Annotated in this window: 16 protein-coding genes; 10 read left to right on the forward strand and 6 right to left on the reverse strand. The window is 39.6% G+C overall.

Going from position 1 to position 17,655, the window contains the following annotated elements:
- Positions 1–10 precede the first annotated feature (10 nt).
- The 3 genes from ACVBD2_RS10000 to ACVBD2_RS10010 form a co-directional block, all read right to left on the reverse strand.
- A complete protein-coding gene (locus ACVBD2_RS10000; RefSeq protein ID WP_461685721.1) occupies positions 11–817 on the reverse strand; it encodes an ABC transporter substrate-binding protein in 807 nt (268 codons plus the stop codon).
- Positions 818–1,047: 230 nt separating this feature from the next.
- A complete protein-coding gene (locus ACVBD2_RS10005) occupies positions 1,048–1,677 on the reverse strand; it encodes an ABC transporter ATP-binding protein (protein ID WP_143990007.1) in 630 nt (209 codons plus the stop codon).
- Complete coding sequence (locus ACVBD2_RS10010; RefSeq protein ID WP_461685722.1) at positions 1,674–3,782, reverse strand: bacteriocin-associated integral membrane family protein; 2,109 nt, start codon at positions 3,780–3,782, stop codon at positions 1,674–1,676. Before ACVBD2_RS10010 ends, ACVBD2_RS10005 begins: the two co-directional genes overlap by 4 nt.
- Before the next feature lie 162 nt (positions 3,783–3,944).
- Between ACVBD2_RS10010 and ACVBD2_RS10015 the strand changes: the two genes are divergently transcribed.
- Positions 3,945–4,808: a helix-turn-helix domain-containing protein gene (locus ACVBD2_RS10015; RefSeq protein ID WP_461685723.1), complete on the forward strand. Its 864-nt coding sequence runs from the start codon at positions 3,945–3,947 to the stop codon at positions 4,806–4,808.
- Between the two features lie 50 nt (positions 4,809–4,858).
- Here the strand turns inward: ACVBD2_RS10015 and apf are convergent, their stop codons facing one another.
- On the reverse strand, positions 4,859–5,467 hold the full coding sequence (gene apf / locus ACVBD2_RS10020; protein WP_461685724.1) for an aggregation-promoting factor: 609 nt from the start codon (positions 5,465–5,467) through the stop codon (positions 4,859–4,861).
- Positions 5,468–5,707: 240 nt separating this feature from the next.
- Here apf and sdaAB point away from each other — a divergent pair, with 240 nt between their 5' ends.
- From sdaAB to ACVBD2_RS10035, 3 genes are read left to right on the forward strand one after another with little or no spacing between them, the layout of a single operon-like run.
- Complete coding sequence (gene sdaAB, locus ACVBD2_RS10025) at positions 5,708–6,379, forward strand: L-serine ammonia-lyase, iron-sulfur-dependent subunit beta (RefSeq protein ID WP_038804696.1); 672 nt, start codon at positions 5,708–5,710, stop codon at positions 6,377–6,379.
- A gap of 8 nt (positions 6,380–6,387) precedes the next feature.
- Positions 6,388–7,260 (forward strand): L-serine ammonia-lyase, iron-sulfur-dependent, subunit alpha, encoded by an 873-nt coding sequence (sdaAA, locus tag ACVBD2_RS10030; RefSeq protein WP_033584753.1) that lies wholly within the window; start codon positions 6,388–6,390, stop codon positions 7,258–7,260.
- A gap of 21 nt (positions 7,261–7,281) precedes the next feature.
- Positions 7,282–7,911, forward strand: coding sequence for an HAD-IA family hydrolase (locus tag ACVBD2_RS10035; protein WP_308697296.1), 630 nt, complete (start codon positions 7,282–7,284; stop codon positions 7,909–7,911).
- A gap of 95 nt (positions 7,912–8,006) precedes the next feature.
- On the opposite strand, the gene ACVBD2_RS10040 is transcribed toward ACVBD2_RS10035, so the two are convergent.
- Positions 8,007–9,857, reverse strand: a complete 1,851-nt coding sequence (locus ACVBD2_RS10040; protein WP_268708984.1) for a nucleoside-diphosphate sugar epimerase/dehydratase — start codon at positions 9,855–9,857, stop codon at positions 8,007–8,009.
- An 81-nt stretch (positions 9,858–9,938) separates the two neighbouring features.
- On the reverse strand, positions 9,939–10,769 hold the full coding sequence (locus tag ACVBD2_RS10045) for a glycosyltransferase (RefSeq protein ID WP_461685725.1): 831 nt from the start codon (positions 10,767–10,769) through the stop codon (positions 9,939–9,941).
- A 222-nt stretch (positions 10,770–10,991) separates the two neighbouring features.
- Between ACVBD2_RS10045 and ACVBD2_RS10050 the strand changes: the two genes are divergently transcribed.
- The 6 genes from ACVBD2_RS10050 to ACVBD2_RS10075 all read left to right on the forward strand — a co-directional run bounded on the left by ACVBD2_RS10050 (position 10,992) and on the right by ACVBD2_RS10075 (position 17,650).
- Positions 10,992–12,158 carry a CynX/NimT family MFS transporter gene (locus tag ACVBD2_RS10050; protein ID WP_461685726.1) on the forward strand — a complete coding sequence of 389 codons (1,167 nt, stop codon included), beginning with the start codon at positions 10,992–10,994 and terminating at the stop codon, positions 12,156–12,158.
- A 342-nt stretch (positions 12,159–12,500) separates the two neighbouring features.
- A complete protein-coding gene (locus ACVBD2_RS10055) occupies positions 12,501–14,603 on the forward strand; it encodes a retron Ec67 family RNA-directed DNA polymerase/endonuclease (protein ID WP_461685727.1) in 2,103 nt (700 codons plus the stop codon).
- A 193-nt stretch (positions 14,604–14,796) separates the two neighbouring features.
- On the forward strand, positions 14,797–15,123 hold the full coding sequence (locus ACVBD2_RS10060; protein WP_461685728.1) for a PadR family transcriptional regulator: 327 nt from the start codon (positions 14,797–14,799) through the stop codon (positions 15,121–15,123).
- On the forward strand, positions 15,110–15,703 hold the full coding sequence (locus ACVBD2_RS10065; protein ID WP_461685729.1) for a DUF1700 domain-containing protein: 594 nt from the start codon (positions 15,110–15,112) through the stop codon (positions 15,701–15,703). The genes ACVBD2_RS10060 and ACVBD2_RS10065 overlap by 14 nt, the downstream gene beginning before the upstream one ends.
- Complete coding sequence (locus tag ACVBD2_RS10070; protein ID WP_461685730.1) at positions 15,696–16,625, forward strand: DUF4097 family beta strand repeat-containing protein; 930 nt, start codon at positions 15,696–15,698, stop codon at positions 16,623–16,625. The genes ACVBD2_RS10065 and ACVBD2_RS10070 overlap by 8 nt, the downstream gene beginning before the upstream one ends.
- Before the next feature lie 62 nt (positions 16,626–16,687).
- Positions 16,688–17,650 (forward strand): DUF6574 domain-containing protein, encoded by a 963-nt coding sequence (locus ACVBD2_RS10075; protein ID WP_461685731.1) that lies wholly within the window; start codon positions 16,688–16,690, stop codon positions 17,648–17,650.
- Positions 17,651–17,655 lie beyond the last annotated feature (5 nt).

A 17,655-nucleotide genomic window follows, 5' to 3' on the forward strand; every position in this document is an offset into this window, starting at 1 on the left:
TTCCTTCTTTCTATTTTTCGATAGAGGCTTTAAAAGCATCGTCAATCAATTTGTCCAACTCCCCAGAATCCTTCAACTTCTGGATAGTTTTGTCAACCGCCTCTTTTAATTCTTTACTGTCTTTTTTCATCGCAACAGCGTAGGAATCTTCTTTGTCATTGTCAAAATCAAACTCAGCGATGGCTAGGTCTGGATTATTCTCTACAAATCCTTTCGCCACTGGTTCCTCAAAGATAACCGCATCTAGTTGCCCTGATTTCAAATCTGTTATCAAATTTCCATTTTTAGGAAGTGAAACGAGAGAAGCATTCTGCAAGGTTTCTTTGGCCAGAGTTTCCTGGATAGAACCTTTCTGCGCTCCAACCTTTTTCTGGGCCAAATCCTTCACTGATTGGTAATTCGTTAATTCAGATTTTCTTACGATCACCTTATTTTTCGAAGTGTAGTAGGGAATTGAAAAATCGTAAACTTGACTTCTCTCCTCCGTTTTAGAAATGCCTGATATGGCAAGATCGGCTTTACCTGAATCAAGACTAGCCAGTACATTGTCAAAACTCATTGGAGAGAACTCCACTTCCACACCTAGTTCCTTTGCGATGGCTTTGGCTAGCTCAACATCTGAACCTACAATCTGATTTTTCCCATCAACCAATTTCTGGTATTCGAATGGAGCAAACTCTGGATTTAGGGCCACCACCAATTTTCCTTTAGCCTTAATGGCTTCAACACCTTGGGATTGAGTGTTACTACAAGCAAATAATAAGGGAAACATAAGCAAACCAAACATCGTCATCAACACCTTCTTCACTTTATTCATAGAAAACCTCCTCTTATTTTTATACTTTTAAATTGTATAAATAATACACTTCTCACAAACATTTGTCAAGCCAAAACTGAATTTTATTTCATTTTAAACAAAAAAACTTAGGGAAATTACATAAAAATGTTATCCCTAAGCGTATTTATGCTATTCATTTTTTGGAAAAATATAATCACCCTATTAAATGTCAGACGACAGAGAGATAAACGAACTCCCTACATTCTCTTTCACAATTCAATGACTCGATGGCATTGTTGAGCCACATAGGCATCGTGGGTAACGATAATGACCGTTTTCCCTTCCTTGTTCATATCTAAGAGAAAGTTTAAAACCAAATCTCGATTTTCAGGATCTAGAGAACCGGTTGGTTCGTCTGCTAACAGGAGCTGACTGGGTTTTAAAATGGCTCTAGCAACTGCGATTCGCTGCTGTTCCCCTCCAGATAACTCTGAAACCTTCTGATGTAGAGTTGATGGCAACCCCACTCTCTCTAAAATTTCTTCTATCTTTTTGACTTTGTCTTTCTTGGACAATTTCACATACTTTAGAGCAAGCATGAGATTATACTCTACCGTTTCATTGTCAATCAGAGCAAAGTTTTGAAAAAGATAGGAAATGTGTTCGCGGATAATCGCTTGAGACTTAACAGAATTAACAGGTACATTTTTCTGACCGAATATTTCATAATGTCCACTGTAATCGCCATCTATCAAACCCAAGAGATTTAACAAGGTTGACTTGCCACTACCACTTTTTCCAACAATGGCAACTAAATCTCCTTGGTTAATCTTTAGAGATAAGCTCTCCAAAATAACTTTTTTCCCAATGGTTTTCGTAACATTTTCCAACTTTATCATAAGTGATCCCCTTTCAATAACTGCGCTACATTTCGTTTTTCCATCTTAGAACCCAAGAAAAGTACAAACAGAATATCTAAGCATGTAAATCCTGCGAAAAGCAAGAGTGGAAAAAGAGCATGAGCAAAGAATAGCAAGACCATAAAAGGAAGGCTATAAACGGCTAATAGGAGACCCAGCAAGGAACGATACCGATCTATCAATTTCCACCCCATAAACTTCTTAGTAATAATATCTGTTCGCTTCAATAAGAAAGTTGTTACTAGTAAGAAGTAAGAAATCATCATGCTAAGGAGACCAAACAAAGCAAAGAGTAGGTTAAAATTCCGAACTGCATCTCGATAAGAATCTACTTTCTCTTGTTGAATGGCTTGAATAGATGAAAATTTTAAATAATTCCCATCTGATAATTTCTCAACTAACTCTGTAATCTCTTTTTGATGTTGAGCCGTATTTTCAATTTTAATGGGATTATTTAAACCTGTTGTTGACAGGGAGGCTTTTTCATCCCACATCATATCAGAATCATTGACTAAGCTAATAATTGGATTGTAGAGATTTTCCTTTCGCTTCTCGTTATAGGGGAAGAATGACCAATCACCTTCATAGTAGGCGATCTCGACATCCATCTCCTCTATCGTTCGTTTTTGCTGCTCTTCATACTTCATCGAAAGATAGGCAATTAATTTCCCCAAGAGCTGATTTTTATCTTCTTCACCTTTCGTACTTGCTGGCATCAAAATAACTTTTTTAGTGCCGGTATCGGGTAGCTTGAATCCCTTGCTCTTTATAAAATTGCGATTGGCATAGTAAACAGTTAGCATATCATCCAGTTGATACTGCTGCACTTGTTCTGCAGTGGCAAAATTTTTGATAGGCAGGTTACTAGTTTGCACATAGCCCGCCTGCGTTTTTTCTACCAAATCCCGATAAAATCGATAGAAATAATCCACTGCTTGCCCTGAGCCTGCCAACTGCTCTTGCCACAGGTTATCATTGAGTTGGAAGGTTTCTAAGGTCAGATAATTTCCTTGACTGATCCACTGTTTCTGGTAATCCAACTCTTTGTTTTCTTGCTCCAAACTTTTCCCCACCCCAATCAGTAAAACCGTCAATAAAATGGTGGTTCCAATTTTCATCAAATAATTAAAGAGCAAGACAAATTTGAAAGATGAAAAACCTTTCAGTAGAGAGCTGATTGTCATTTTTTGGATTAAGAGATAAGTCACCCAACTGATAAAGAGATAAAGTTGCAAAAGCAAAAAATGAGACAACCACAGCATAGGGAACAAATCTTTCGGCTTATAATCAAGCAAGAAAAACACCCCTAGATTGATCACAAGCACCCCACCTAGGAGGAGGTAGAGGTTGCCTTTCACAACATCAGCTAAAACAGCCCGATCTTGAAAACCAAGTAACTTTTGTACCCCAACTCTTTTCATTTCCATCATCGGCTGATACACTGTCACTAAGACAAGAAGTAAAATAGCCAAGGCAAAAACAATAGCAGATAAAAGCAAGTCTCGATTTATGACTTCCACTGCACTTTTATAGGTTGGCTCTAGCAAGGTAGTCTGGTCTGTCTTGAAAAAATCACTCCACTTCTGTAAAATCTGATCTCTATCCATCTCTTGAGTCGAACTGATTGTGTAGCGACCATTTAAACTACGAGATGTGTCTTTGATGTAGGTTTGAAAAGTCATAAGCTGAATAGGCTTGGCTTTTAGAAAGGTCGGAATCGTACCAAGTTTATTAGAAAGATCTTTATTACTATAGACTCCCTCGCCATTTTCTGTAAAATCAAGGGAAGAAATCCCGAACTCTTGGTAGGGGAAGGTAACTTTATCAAAAACACCAGACTTGATCACCTCATCACCACTGTCTGTTTTGATAATAGAGACTTTGTATTCCTTTGATACATCCTCAAAAAATCGAAGAACAGATTCTGCAGGTTCATTGACATCTTTCAAGTATACATCCAAAGAACTCGCTGTCTTTCCCATTTCCTGAATCCGAACTACTTCTCGTGTGTAGTTTACATTAAAAACAAAAAAAGTGGTACACAGAAGCAGGAGTAACATACAGAAATTACTGATTTTTTTCATAAAGATACCTCCTTAGTACTTTATCATCTTAGTCGTAGAATTTATTCCCTTTTTTCACAAATTTATTTTAGATTTCTTTTTTACTTTTTATACTACTATGATACAATATTTTTAATCAGTTTCAATTTATTGTTAACTTTTTTCACAAATAAGGAGAAAATCATGCGCTACGATTTTGGAAAGGTCTATAAAGAAATACGTGAGTCAAAAGGACTGACCCAGGAGGAGGTCTGTGGGGGTGTTCTCTCAAGAACCAGCCTATCAAAAATAGAAAGTGGCAAGACAACTCCTAAATATGAGAATATGGAATTTCTTCTCCAGCAAATTAATATGACCTTCGAAGAGTTTGACTATATTTGCCATCTCTACCAACCTAGCCAACGAGCGGAAATCATGCAGACTTATCTCAATATGAGCTCAATCTTAGGGACTAGTGAACTTATCAATTTATTTCAAAAATGCCAAGACTACCTCAAGACCCACCACGACCTCCCTATAGAGGAAATCAGCGACATGCTTGAAGTTGTTATTTATATCCGTCAACATGGGACAGGGGAATTATCAGACCACGCAGAACAGGTTGTCAAGAAACTTTGGAGAAAAATTGAAAAACAAGATACATGGTATAAGAGTGACCTAAAAATTCTCAATACCATTCTCTTTACCTTTCCTATAGAACATATCCATCTCATCACTGGAAAAATCTTGCAACGCTTAGAAGTCTATAAAAACTATCAACATTTATATGACTTGCGAATGGCAATCCTACTCAACCTTTCCACCATTTACTTATATAATCAAGATAAAAACATGTGCCAACAAATCTGCTACACTTTACTGGAGGATGCCAAGAAAAAGAAAAGCTACGATAGGCTTGCTATCTGCTATGTCCGTATTGGGATTTGTACGGATGTTTCTAAACTTATCCAAAAAGGGTTCTCCCTTCTGGAGCTAACCGATGAAACCTCCATGCTATCTCATCTCCAAAAAGAAGTTGACACTTATTATCAACCGAAGGAAATATAAAAAAGTCGAGGAAATTCCCCGACTTTTTATACTATTCTGTTCATTAGTTCTTAATACCAACCGTTGTTAAGCCAGAAGTTCTTGGCAGCTGTCCATGAACCGTAACGTCCTGCAACGTAAGCATCTGCTACACGTTCTTGGTTTTCAGCTGAGTAGTCACCGTTCAAGTATGAATCTGTCAATTGGTAACGTCCGATGTAACGTCCGTTTGTAGCTGTGTAGCTACCGCCTGATTCTTTTTGAGCGATCCATTCTTTGGCTTCTGCTTCAGATCCGCTAACAGTTGCTGCTGGTGCTTCGTAAGTTGTTGTTTCAGCAACTTCTTCATAAGTTGTAGCTTCGCTTGTTTCCTCTGTAGCAACTGGTGCTTCATAGGTTGTCGCAGAAGCTGCATCTGTTGCAGTTGCTGTCGATGGAGCTGTTCCTTCGATGACCAAAACTTGATCCACAAAGATTAAGTGGATGTTTTCAATCTTATTTTTTTCTGCCAATTTTTCAACAGTAGTGTTGTACTTCTCAGCGATTTCTGAAAGAGTGTCACCTGGTTTAACTGTGTAAGTTACCGTTTCTTGCGCAGAAGCAAGTGCTGGTACAAAGAACGTAAGCAAGGCTGCTGCCCCTGCAAGAGTTGATTTGATTTTTTTAGTTGTTAATGTCATTTCTGAAAATTCTCCTTTTTACTATGCTTCTATCATACCGTTTGAATATTACCGTTTCTTGACGGTTTCGTGTAGAAATATTACAAAAATATTTTATATTTACTGAAACATTGATATTTTTGTCATAAAAGACAAGATTTTATACTATTTTTATCCATTTTTCCAGTTTTATAAGGGAAATAAGCACAGAACTTCATTCTTTGATATAATAGAAACAAGAATCTTTGTAAGGGGAAACAGATGCACTCACTTCGTTTTCAATCTGTCTTTGATATCATCGGCCCTGTCATGATTGGCCCATCAAGTAGTCATACAGCTGGGGCGGTTCGTATCGGAAAAATCGTGTCTTCTATCTTTGGTGATAGACCGACAGAGGTGGAATTCCAACTATTTAATTCATTTGCCAAAACCTACCGTGGTCATGGAACTGACCTTGCTCTCGTCGCTGGTATATTAGGTATGGATACGGACGATCCCGACATTCCAAATAGCCTAGAGATTGCCCATAAACGTGGTATTAAGATTGTCTGGACCATTCAGAAAGATAGCAACGCTCCTCATCCTAATACCACTAAAATTACTGTGAAAAATGAACACAAGTCCATCAGTGTGACAGGAATTTCCATCGGTGGGGGAAATATCCAGGTTACGGAACTTAACGGCTTTGCTGTCTCTCTCAACATGAACACACCAACCATTATCATCGTGCATCAAGATGTTCCAGGTATGATTGCCCATGTTACTGAAGCCCTCTCTCGTTTTGATATCAACATCGCGCAGATGAATGTGACTCGAGAAAAAGCTGGAGAAAAAGCCATCATGATTATCGAAGTCGATAGTCGAAGTTGCGAAGAGGCGATTGAAGAAATCCGAAAAATCCCTCATCTCCACAATGTCAATTTCTTTAAGTAGGAGGAAACATGTTTTATTCTATCAAAGAATTGGTCGAGCAAGCGGATCTAGACTTCCAAGGAAATGTCGCAGAACTCATGATTGCGACAGAATATCAACTAACCGGTCGGGAACGTGCAGAAGTTCTCCTCCTCATGGAACGCAATCTAGAAGTCATGAAAGCCTCTGTCGAGCTCGGCCTCAGTGAAAATAAATCCCGTAGTGGCTTAACGGGTGGAGACGCGGCCAAACTAGACCGCCATCTCAAAAGTGGCAAGGCCTTGTCAGACTTTACCATCCTATCAGCAGCCCGAAATGCCATTGCGGTCAATGAACACAATGCGAAGATGGGCTTGGTCTGCGCCACCCCAACCGCAGGAAGTGCCGGCTGTCTGCCAGCCGTTCTCACTGCTGCTATCCAAAAATTAGATCTTAGCCACGAAGAACAGCTGGATTTCCTCTTTGCTGCGGGTGCCTTTGGACTAGTCATCGCAAACAACGCTTCTATCTCAGGTGCTGAAGGTGGCTGCCAGGCCGAGGTTGGCTCTGCCTCTGCCATGAGTGCCGCAGCCTTGACCTTGGCTGCAGGTGGAACCCCCTATCAGGCTAGTCAAGCCATCGCCTTTGTCATTAAAAATATGCTAGGCCTCATCTGCGACCCCGTCGCAGGTTTGGTTGAAGTTCCCTGTGTTAAGCGCAATGCCATGGGAGCCAGCTTTGCCTTTATCGCAGCAGACATGGCCTTGGCAGGTATCGAGTCTAAGATCCCTGTTGACGAAGTCATCGATGCCATGTACCAAGTCGGATCAAGCCTCCCAACTGCCTTTCGTGAAACGGCCGAGGGTGGACTCGCCGCTACACCTACTGGTCGCCGCCTACAAAAAGAAATCTTTGGAGAATAAACTCATCTATTAGGAGAAAGTATGCCCTCTATCTCAGCAATCTTTTTTGATCTAGACGGAACCCTGGTTGACAGTTCCCTCGGGATCCACAATGCCTTTACCCATACCTTTAAAGAGCTAGGAGTTCCAAGCCCTGATGCCAAAACCATTCGTGGTTTTATGGGACCGCCCCTTGAAAGTAGTTTTGCAACATGTCTTCCCAAGGAACAAATCTCGGAAGCTGTTCAAATCTATCGTTCTTACTACAAGAAAAAAGGGATTCACGAAGCCCAACTCTTCCCCCAAATAACGGAATTACTCCAAGAACTTTCACAAAACTACCCTCTCTACATCACTACAACAAAGAATACTCCTACTGCTCATGATATGACTAAAAATCTGGGAATCCATCATTTCTTTGATGGCATTTACGGTTCTAGTCCTGAAACGCCACACAAGGCGGATGTCATCCGTTACGCCTTGCAAACGCATCAACTCCCTGCAGACCAAGTCCTCATCATTGGGGATACCAAGTTTGATATGATCGGAGCCCAAGAAACTGGTATTAAAAAGTTTGCTGTTACTTGGGGATTTGGAGAAGAGGCTGATTTACTCAGCTATCAACCTGACTGGATTGCCCGTACCATTGACGATATCATTAGCCAGCTATAACAAGCTAATAGCTTCAAACTACAGAGTAAAAAGACCAAGGTTCTGTCTATACAAAACCTTGGTCTTTGATTTATATTTAATTGTATGAGTCACTCTTACTCAGCATGAGTTGTTTCATTTGCAAAGGAAATGATTGCTTCTTTGAGCTCATCCCCACTGAGTGAACGGAACTCCTCAATTTTCTGATTGATGGCTTCTAGTGGCATGACATTTACCTTACCAACGAAAATCTTGTCCATAACTTGGTTATCAACCAATTCGGTCGAAACCAAGAGTTCCTCATAGAGTTTTTCACCCGGACGAATACCGACCTCAACGATTGAAATTTCACTTTCTGTGTGCCCGCTTAGAAGCACCATTTTCTTAGCCAAATCATAGATCTTGACTGGTTTGCCCATGTCAAGAATAAAGACTTCTCCGTCCTTGGCATAAGCCCCAGCATGGATTACTAGACGGCTAGCCTCTGGAATAGTCATGAAGTAACGTGTCATACGGAAGTCTGTCACCGTTACAGGGCCGCCTTCAGCAATCTGACGTTCAAAGACAGGAATCACGCTACCACGGCTCCCGAGAACATTCCCAAAACGGACTGCACAGTAGGTTGATTTGCTACGTTGGTTAAAGCCAGTGACAATCAACTCTGCCACGCGCTTGGTTGCACCCATAACATTCGGTGGATTGACCGCCTTGTCTGTCGAAATCATAACCATCTTAGGTACTTTGGCTACATCAACAGCCTTGGCAACATTGTAGGTTCCGAGGATATTGTTCTTGAAGGCTTCTTTTGGATTGCGTTCCATCATCGGAACGTGCTTGTGGGCAGCAGCATGGTAGACAATGGCTGGTTTGTACTGTTCAAACACCTGCAAGAGACGGTCATAATCCTGAATATCTGCAATAACAGGAACATAATCAATCCCTTGGAATGTACGGATCAATTCATGATAAACGAGGTAGATGGAATTTTCGCCATGTCCAAGCAAAATCACGCGTTCAGGATTGAAGCGACTAACCTGACGACAAATCTCCGAACCAATCGAACCGCCGGCTCCTGTCACCAAGATAGTCTTGCCTGTAAGCTCTGCACCAAGACGGGATTCGTCGAGACGAATTTCCTGACGCCCCAAAAGGTCTGTGATGTCAATTTTCTGGAAGCCACTACCTGATTGGTGAAGTCCCTGAACAACTGTCTCAACCTTGGGCATCTTGTAACATTTGATACCGAGTTTATTACACATCTGCAGGATACGTTCGTACTCTGACGGATCAAGCGAAGGGATGGCTACGATGACGCGCTCGATTTGGTGACGTTTGGCCAATTCAGGCAGATTATCATAAGAACCCAAAACGGAAATTCCACCTAGTTTTTGCCCTTTTTTCTTTTCATCATTATCCAAAATTCCCACTAACTCAAGGTCACTAGTTGGGTGTTGGTAGCTGTTCATAAAGAGGGCCCCACCATCACCAGCACCAATCAAGAAGGTACGGCGGTGTTCGCCCTCCCCACTACCCTGCTTGCGCTTAGAATAAATCAGCTGCCAAGTGATACGAGGGAGCAAGATGAGGAAAGTACTCAATAAGATAAAGAGTATGATGAATCGGATAGAAAATAGAGGAAGAAAGGCGTAGCAAAGTCCGTAAGAGACAATGCTGCTGACGGTTACGCCAAAAAAGATTTTTAAGAAATCTGTGATTTTACTATAGCGACTGATACTAGCATTGAGCCCCCAAAATCCAATCATGATTTGATAGAAGAGGAAAGCCAAACCAGTATAGATAACATAGTCCACAGGCGCTGGGTTAATCAAGCCATAAAAGAGAATGTAAGACACGATGATGGAAACCACCATACTAATAATATCAAATACACCCCAGAACACCTGCTTTTGCTGTTTATTTAAAATTTCAACCAGATCAATTACATAATCTGTTAGTTTTTTATTCATAGGAATTTACTCTTTCTTAAAAGAATGCAAATAAATATACTGTCATTATAACATTTTTTGGCTATTTTATCTTTTACAATACTATTTATTTTTTCTTAATAATTTCACAAAAATAAACTGACGTACAAAACCTGGGCAAAGTGCCACAATCGCCTGAATGGCAATGCTTTTCGCATATTCCATGTAGGAAATTTGCCCTCTTTCAAGCATGCGCTGACGAGCTTGACGATAGAGTCTGAGGTAGCGCAGACCGCCTCGACGTTCAAACATCCCTGCACCGACACGAACCTGACACAAGATCTGATCGAGGTTTCCAGTCTTGGCACCTGCGGCAATCATATTGAGCCAGAGGAGATCATCTTCCATATAAAGCCCATCTTCGTAGTTGCCCGCCTTGAGGACCATGTCCTTTTTGAACATGACTGTCATGTGGTTAAAGGCACTTCTCATCCTTTGGTAAGCTACAATGTCTGCGTGCTGAGTAGGAACACGACGGTAAGAAACAATCTCGTCAGGATTGTCAATAAATTCTGCAATATGTCCACCTAAGAGGTCAAGATTTTCCTGCTCCATTAGTTGGACTTGCTTTTCAAAGCGGTCAGCTACCGCTATATCATCTGTATCCATGCGAGCGATGATATCGTACTGACACTGTAAAACACCGTATCGAAGAGCCAAACCCAAACCTTGATTTTCTTCTAAGGGGCAACGCTTAACTGGAATCTCTGACTGCGCTTCCACTTCATCTAGCACCTGATAGAGTTCGGGCGTGAGCGGCCCGTCCTCAACAAGAACAAGCTCACTTGGTTTCAAGGTCTGGTTTTGAATACTCTTGATAGCATCTCTCAAAAATGTCGGATTTTCCTTTACATAGACCGACATCAAGACGCTGATTTTTTGCTTTTCAGACACAGTTTTTCTCCAATTTATAGATTTCCTTCCACTATTTTATCACAAAATTTCCTAGTTTCCTATTTTTATCTCAAATCAAGAAAAATTCTGGTAAAGAAATCTGTCCCCTTTCACTCTATTTTCAGTTAAATCGTTCTAGCTTTCTTAGCAGTCCTCTCCTTGACATTATAAGAAAAAAACCTTAAAATAAGCTGTTATTAAAATCATCCATTCGAGGTTTTTATGAAAAAACAATCACTCTTGTTTATCCTAGGAATTGTCTTAATCGGGACCGTTTTACGATCTCCTTTTACTGCTCTTCCAACTATTTTAGGAGATATCGCTCAGGGACTAGGAGTTGAGGTTAGTTCTCTTGGGATTTTAACCAGCCTTCCTCTCTTGATGTTTGCTTTTTTCTCTGCTTTTGCGAGCCGCTTGGCACAAAAAATCGGATTAGAACATCTCTTCACTTACTGTCTCCTCCTCTTAACTGTTGGCTCTGTCATTCGGATTTTCAATCTTCCTCTTCTCTATCTAGGAACTCTGATCATCGGAGCGAGCATCGCCATTTTCAATGTACTCCTCCCAAGTATGATCCAGGCAAATCAGCCTCAAAAGATCAGTCTCCTAACAACTCTCTATGTCACTGCCATGGGGGTTTCAACGGCCATCGCTTCTTATCTATCCGTCCCTATCACCCAAGATAGTTCTTGGAAAGGCCTCATCCTCGTTCTCAGCTTTCTCTGTCTGGTCACTCTGCTAGTCTGGTTGCCAAATCATCGCCACAACCACCACCTAGAAAGCCAAAAAGAAAAGCAAGTCAAAGAGAATATTCTAAAAAGTAAAGATGTCTGGGCTATCATTATATTTGGTGGGCTTCAGTCCTTGCTCTTTTATACAAGTATGACCTGGTTGCCAACTATGGCTGTTAGTGCTGGTCTTTCTAATAGTGATGCGGCTCTTCTGGCTTCTATCTTCTCGCTGATCAGTATTCCTTTTTCAATGACTGTTCCAAGTCTGACGACTCGTCTGTCAGATGATCACCGTCGAATCATGCTGGCAATCATTTCCTTCTCTGGGATGACAGGAATTGCCATGCTCTTGTATCCAACCAATAATTTCCTCTACTGGTTAGTTGTCCATCTCTTGATTGGAACGGCCTGCAGTGCCCTCTTCCCCTACCTCATGGTTTGCTTTTCACTTAAAACCAGTTCTCCTGAAAAAACAGCTCAGCTATCAGGACTAGCGCAAACAGGAGGCTACATCTTAGCAGCTTTTGGACCTGCCTTGTTTGGTTATAGTTTTGAACTTTTCCAATCTTGGATTCCAGCTGTCCTTGCTCTTCTAGTCATCGATATCATCATGACCATCTCACTCTTTATGGTGGATCGGGCGGATAAGATACTTTAATTATTCTAAAATACTCCTCAGATATAAACAATGCAAAGCCAGACTCTGTCTGGCTTTTTTGAGGTGTTGATAAAAATTTATAGTCTAAGATGTCTTAATTATAGATTAACAGGTTGTTTTGTGATAGAATGTAATTGCGCATGATTAGATTTTTGACTTGTGTGTTCGCAAGTATTAACAAAAATGTTACCAGAGTGTCCAGCTCACTCCAGTAATCCCAAAACTAAGGCATTAGATTTCTTCTGGAAAAAGTTGCAGTATGTTTTATCTCTGCTGAAGGAAGATTTCTATACTGTCGTTCGCATAAGAGTTTTCATGCGCTTTTTTATTAAGGATGAGATAATGACTAAATTAAATCAGTTAGAAACCAAAACCAAGGATGACTTTGCAAGGCTTCTTGGTTTTAAAAACGCCAGATACATTAACTATTTATTATACATTATAAAAACAGATAATTTGTACGACTCTTTCACAATTCCTAAAAAAAATGGTGGAGAGAGAGTTATACATGCACCTAAAAAAGAGCTAAAATTTCTTCAGAAAAAATTAGCTGATGTTTTATGGGAATGTCACCTTGAAAGCATAGAATCTAAAAAAACTCTTCAGGAAAGATTGGCTGCTATCTTATGGGAATGCTATCTTAAATGTTTAAATTTTAATTATATAGAAAATAATTTAGCCAATGTTTTATGGGAGTGTTTTCTAGAAGTTTTAGAATTCAAACCTAAAGAAAAAAATCCTGTTCTGTCTCACGCATTTGAAAAGGGGAAAAGCATTATTACTAACTCTCAGATGCATCGAAACAAGAAATACATTCTGAACATTGACTTGAAAAACTATTTTGATTCTTTTAATTTTGGAAGAGTAAGAGGCTTCTTTATAAAAGACAGGGATTTTGATGTTTCACCAAAAATTGCTACAGTAATCGCTCAAATTGCATGTTACCAAGATAAGTTACCTCAGGGAGCTCCTTCTTCTCCCATCATCACAAATTTAATTACTAGAATTTTAGATTATCGGATTGTCAAAATTGCAAAAAAATATCGTTTTACATATTCCAGATATGCCGATGATATGACTTTTTCAACAAATCGTGAATTAAACTCTAATAAATCGAGAGAAAGCAAAGAGTTAGAAAACTTTTTAGCTGAATTAGAGGAGTTGATTATCTCATCTGGTTTTGAAATCAATCCCCAAAAAACACGATTGAGTAATAACATGCAACGCCAAGAAGTTACTGGACTAGTTGTTAACAAAAAGATAAATGTGAAAAGAGAGTACATAAAAAATACTCGCGCAATGGCCTTTCAATTATACAAAGATGGTACTTTTGAAATAGATAAAAAACTAGGAACCCTAAATCAATTAACGGGACGATTTGCTTTTATTTTTCAAATAGATCAATACAACAACTACCTACTTTATAAAAAATCTTTAATACAAAATAATCTAGATTCACAAAAATATTTATTAGGAAGAAACTCATCAAGAAAATCTGAGTCGAAATATTATTGGAAGTATATCTTTTATAATAAAGATTTACAAAAAGAATTATTCGATAATAAAAAACATAATACATATAATTTACCTAAAGAGTTCTACAGTATCCCAGAAAACGAAAAAGAAGTTTATATGTCTTTATTTAATTCCAAAGAAAAAGAATATAAAAAATTTCTGTTTTATAAATATTTTTTCGGAAATGATAAACCTATAATTATAACAGAGGGAAAAACTGATCCACGATATATTAAAGCAGCTTTAAAACATCTTTATCAAAAATATCCAGAACTTATTGAAAAAGATGGTAATAAGTTTACATTTAAAATTGAATTTCTGAATCATACTAATACGATAGAATATCTTTTTAATGTTCCAGAAGGGGGAGAAGGTTTTAAATTTTGGTATAATTATTTTTCTAATCATATACCTCCAAATTTTTTTAAACAGCGTTTTCCTACAACAAATGATGGAAAAGATATCTACAAGGAACTGTATCCTAATTATATAGAGTATTTTTCTAATTTAACAACAAGAAAACCTAAAAATCCTACTATTTTTTTATTTGATAATGAGCCTTCGGATAATCCCCTTTTTAAATTTTGTAACCATGCTGTTGATTTAAAAGTTAATAGCAATAATCTAGATCAAGTTAGAGGCACATCATTTAATAGGATTACCAAAAAAGATAATTTGTACATAATGGCAACGCCGTTATTATCCAATAGAAATAATGGAAATTCCTCTGAAATTGAAGACCTATTATTGTCACGTAATTTGCCACCCATTTTAAATGGGAAAACATTCTCCAAAAGTGGTGGTGATGATCATTACGGAAAAGAGATTCTTTCAAAGCATGTTCTAAAGAATTATACGAAATTTGATTTTACAGGGTTTATCCCTTTACTAGATGGCATAAGAGACAATATTCTAGATTATAAATCATGATTCTAGTTTATCTTTAAAATATAAATTTCTGTGAAATAGCTGATGCTACATCCTCTAAACTTCTAGTTTTTACTAGGAGTTTTTTATATATAAAATTTTTACACATATTTCTTGACAGGGCTTTCATCTTGAGATACAATATATTTGAAAAGAGTATATATAAAATTTTTATATAATATAAAGGAGGTTTCCCATGTACTTCCCAACATCCTCTGCCTTGATTGAGTTTCTCATCTTGGCTGTACTGGAGCAGGGGGATTCTTATGGTTATGAGATTAGTCAAACCATTAAACTCATCGCCAATATCAAAGAATCTACGCTCTATCCCATTCTCAAAAAATTGGAAGCCAGTGGCTTTCTCACCACCTACTCTAGAGAGTTTCAGGGGCGTATGCGCAAATACTACTCCTTGACCAATCGGGGCGTAGAGCAGCTCGTTACTCTAAAGGAAGAGTGGGCGCTCTATACCGAAACCGTCAACGGCATCATAGAAGGGAGTATCCGCCATGACAAGAACTGACTATCTGACTCAGTTAGAAACCTATCTCCATAAACTACCTGAAGCTGACCGCATCGAAGCTATGGACTACTTTAAGGAACTATTTGACGATGCCGGTTCAGAGGGTGAAGAGGAACTCATCGCCAGTCTGGGAACACCAAAAGAAGCGGCTCATGATGTTTTATCTAACCTCCTCGACAAAAAGGTCAATGAAGCTCCTGCTCAAAAGAATGACCGTCAACTGCTACACATTGCCCTACTTGCCTTACTAGCAGCCCCTATCGGAATTCCTGTCGGAATTGCAATTATATTAACCATTATCGGGCTTTTTATCGCAGCCGCCTCCGTCATTCTAGCTTTTTTCACCGTTTCTGTGACGGGTATCCTGCTGGGCGGAGTCTTTATCGTAGAGAGCTTTAGTGTCCTAGTCGAAGCCAAATCCGCCTTTATCTTGATTTTCGGGGCTGGTTTGCTTGCTATCGGTGCTTCTTCTCTTGTTCTACTAGGTATCTCCTATGTAGCCCGTTTCTTTGGCCTCCTGATTGTCCGCTTGGTGCAATGGATTCTTAAAAAAGGAAAGAGAGGTGACAGACATGCGTAAATTGACGAAAGGATTTCTCATCTTTGGTGTGGTTTCTACAATCCTTGGTTTTATCATGATCATTGTGGGCGCCCAGTCCAATGGTATTCAAAGTTTGCTTGCCATGTCAAAAGACCCCGTCTATGACAATCGTATCGAAGAAGTAACCTTTGGAAGCGAAGTGGAAAAACTTGATTTGATCCTTGAGGAACACAGCCTAACCATCACAGAGTCTGTAGATGACAAGATCCATATCACCTATCATCCTTCCGTGTCTGGTCGTCACGATCTGACTACTGGCATGAGTGACAAAACACTGAGCGTCACTGACAAACAAGCCTCCCAACATCGTTTTCTCGGTTCAGGAATCGAAAGCCTACTTCGTATCGCCAGCAACTATTCTAATCGTTTTGACGAAGTCGTTCTCTCCCTACCTAAAGGAAGAAAGCTACAAGCTATCACCGTCTCAGCCAATCGTGGACAAACTAATATTCGTCAAGCCAATCTTGAAAATGCAACAATCAAAGCAAAAGGATATCTCTTAAGACTAACAGAAAGTTCTATCAAGAACAGCACACTAACGACACCTCATATCATCAATATCTTTGATACCGAATTGACAGATAGCCAGGTCAAGACGGAGGGGGGACACATCTATGCTGAAAATATTCATGTTCACGGTAAGGTTGAGCTAGAGGCCCATTCCACTCTAACACTCATTCTCTCCCAGAAAGAGACTGACCGTATCAATCTAGAAATTTCTTCTCAGCATGGTGGTATCTATCGTCAACCCAAAGAAGAACATCGTGGACAAAAAGAGAATGTACTTGCCAACCCTTATAAAACCGAAAAAGCAGATATCAAGGATTTACTCATTGCAAAAGCCAACCAGGATATCTACCTACCTAAAGAGGAGCACTCTGCTCCATCTAGAAACCATTGACAAAAACGCTTTCATCTGCTAGTCTAAAGATAGAAAACGACCATTAAAAAGGAGGTTCCACCATGACACAAGAATGGTTTGAAAGCGCCGATCTTGAGAAGAAATCAGCTCAGACGAAATTGGAAATCCAGCCCGACCAACCAGAGACTTCGGAAACTGTAGAGACCGAACCACAAGCAAGCGAAGAAACACCTGTCTCACCTAAAAAGTTGGAAATGCATGAGGAGAAAACTCCCGAAACGATAGAAGAAAATCAAACCGAGGAAGAGGAAGAAGTAAAAGCTGAAGAGGAGCACAAGCAAGAAAACCCTGCAAAAGAGAAAAGTATCCTCAGCAAGGCTTTAGAAAGCCCCTATATCCCAGATATTGACCCCCGCAAAACTGCTCGATTCAAAGAAGAAATCGCACTATTTTGGACTTGGCTGCTGGACGCTATCCAAGAACCAACTGCCAGCAAGAATACGGACCAAAAGCATCGTTATAGTGTCTTTGCCCTACTCACCTTGCTGTCGTCAATCAACCTTTTCTTTAGTATCTATCATATCAAGCACCTCTACTATGGCTATATGATTTCTATTGCTAATAGTTCTCCTAACCAGCTCCCACCTTTGGATCTCTTTGCTGGCCTTTCTATCTTGGTCGCTAGCGCTCTATTTTACTTTTCCATCATTTTGGGAGGCTTTACTGTCCGACGTGTGCTGGACCAGGAGAGCGACTTCACATTCCAAGAAGCTTGCGATCGTTACAGCCGGCTCTTTGCTATACCACTTGTCCTAACAGCTCTAGCAAGTTTCTTTGCACTTTTTGGTGGCTTACGATTTGCTGGCATCCTCACTCTTCTAAGCATGACCATCTTTGCCCTTGGAAATCTCTTTGTGATTAGCAAGCCAAGTAAGACCAGTAGCCTTGACCCATTTTATCGTTTCTTACTAGCTGTCTTACTTGATGCTGCTATTCTCTTACCCTTCTTCATTGCAGAGTTGGCGCTAACAGTGGACTACCTTCGCATCCTGACCTTCTTTTAACCAAA

The organism is Streptococcus sp. KHUD_018 (assembly GCF_054861215.1).